The following is a 2,104-nucleotide window of genomic DNA, read 5'->3' as shown; positions in this document are numbered from 1 at the left end:
TTACAGCAAAAGAACCCATTGTAGATCTCTCTACTTTTTCTAATTTTAATTTTTCTGCTGCATCCATTTTTTCCTTTTCATTGGGAATAGGTCTTTATGGACTCACGTACCTTTATCCTGTCTATTTAAGCCAAATCCGACACTTTGATGCCCTCATGATTGGAGAAACATTGTTTCTTTCAGGATTCGTCATGTTATTAACTGCCCCGCTTGCTGGATTTCTTTCAGCACGAATGGATGCACGTTTAATGATGGCAATAGGACTTTTTGGTTTTGCAATAGGTACTTGGATGGCGAGCTCTATCACAGATAACTGGGATTTTTGGCAGCTTTTTTGGCCGCAAGTTTTCCGTGGTGCTTCTGTAATGTTATGTATGGTTCCTATTAATAATATTGCCTTGGGAACACTCCCACCAGAACGGATGAAAAATGCTTCTGGACTCTTTAATCTCACCCGGAATCTAGGTGGGGCTGTAGGGCTTGCCATTATCAGCACTCTCATGACAAAACGCACAGACTTCCATTATGAACGAATAGCCGAAACGCTTAACTACGCAAACAGACAAGCAACTGAAATGCTTTCAAAGCTTACTGTATTATTCAAAACAGAAACCTTTGATTCCTATACTCTGGCTCTTTCTCAATTGTTTGGTATGGTACGCATACAAGCAACCATTATGGCTATTAGTGATATTTTCTTTATCATAACCATCATCTTTGGTGTTTTGGCATTTATGACTATGTTTCTCAAAAAAATACCACCCCTCACGGATTCACCACCAAATCACTAAGCCTAATTAAAATTGAGAAACATTTTTTATCCTTATCACTTTCTTCGCTTCCTATGCACTTTATCTCTTCTCAAGAGACAGTATAAATCAACTTGTGATTCTAAATGATTCTTCTGATAAAAATTCTTTTCAATGCGGGCTTTTTACGCACTTAAAAACAACTTCTCGCATACAAAAATTGTTCTAGATGATAATAAACAAAGAGCTTATCTAAAGTGCTCCACACCATAAAGATAAAGTAGCGATTTCTATAAGATTTTTGATTTATCACCATAAGGCACAAAACATTAAATCTCTCATCTATCTACCCCCTTTTTACACTGCCTCCCTCATAAAAACTATTTTGTTAAGATTCTTTGCCCTTCGCTCTTTGATTCTTACAAGAATATTCATAAAAGATTGATGATTCTTGTGATTTTTATTCACACACCTATTTCCCTTATAATGTGTAGGATAACGTTTTTTTGATTCTGAATGAAAAATTTTACATGAAAAAATCATTTGGTATTTGATACTCTTATGCCAATTGCAAAAGGATTTACCTTTATAGCAAAAAAGTAATGATATATTTTTTAAAAAAAGCTGCTTTTGAACATGTAATTTTATTTTTTTACACTCTTTTAAAAAAGCTGATACTTACAATTTTGATTCTACTGCTGCATATTTTTCTTTCTTAAGCCCCTTCTCTTTCAACAAGCGCTAAAATTTTATAAAATGCCTCTCTATTGCATCAATCAAAACCATTCTCTTTCACACAAAAAGCAAAGAGATAAAGGCTGTTTAAGAAAAAAGTAAAATATCCAACCGTTTCGATGCAAGATCTACCAATGATATTGAAAACTAGAAAACTGTATGATGATACCGGCTTTAAAAGAATACAAGACCACTCAAAATCCGGTTCCTTCAGTATTATAAAATGGGACGCTATTTCAAAAAAATGAGCTTTAGATATATTCCTACTCACTTAACTGAAGTTATCAAAAATAAGAAACCAGCCACATAAAGAAAAAGCTATATAATAAAATCGCAATACAACTCCCCAAAAACTTTGTACCGCTAAATACTTTGGCACTAGCCAAAACAGTATGTTCTCCTCAATTCCAGCTGTTGAAAAGCGAAATAAACACTTATCTTCAAGCCACTTTATGATGCTGAAAACGATTTGAAACTTCTCGTTCCCCACTAGGAACCAAAGTGCCATAACACCCAGAAAGATAATGTGGTATCAGTTCCAATGCTTGAAAGCGATGCTTTTCATAAGGACCAGGCATTGCCAAATTTTCTGTTAAACTATTTGAAAAGCCAAAACGTTG

Annotated in this window: 1 protein-coding gene and 1 pseudogene; one reads left to right on the top strand and one right to left on the bottom strand. The window is 34.6% G+C overall.

All coding sequences use genetic code 11. The features are described 5' to 3' along the window. A partial coding sequence (locus ACFIKE_RS09790; protein WP_375649635.1) for an MFS transporter occupies nt 1–791 on the top strand: 791 nt, incomplete at its 5' end. A 1,133-nt stretch (nt 792–1,924) separates the two neighbouring features. Here the strand turns inward: ACFIKE_RS09790 and ACFIKE_RS09785 are convergent. Then, a pseudogene (locus tag ACFIKE_RS09785) lies at nt 1,925–2,104 on the bottom strand (GNAT family N-acetyltransferase); the annotation flags it as partial.

Origin of the sequence: Bartonella sp. MU70NMGDW (assembly GCF_042194085.1) — a bacterium.
Lineage (GTDB): Bacteria > Pseudomonadota > Alphaproteobacteria > Rhizobiales > Rhizobiaceae > Bartonella > Bartonella grahamii.
Note: the sequence above shows the minus strand (reverse complement) of the source record. Positions and strands in the feature narration are given on the sequence as shown.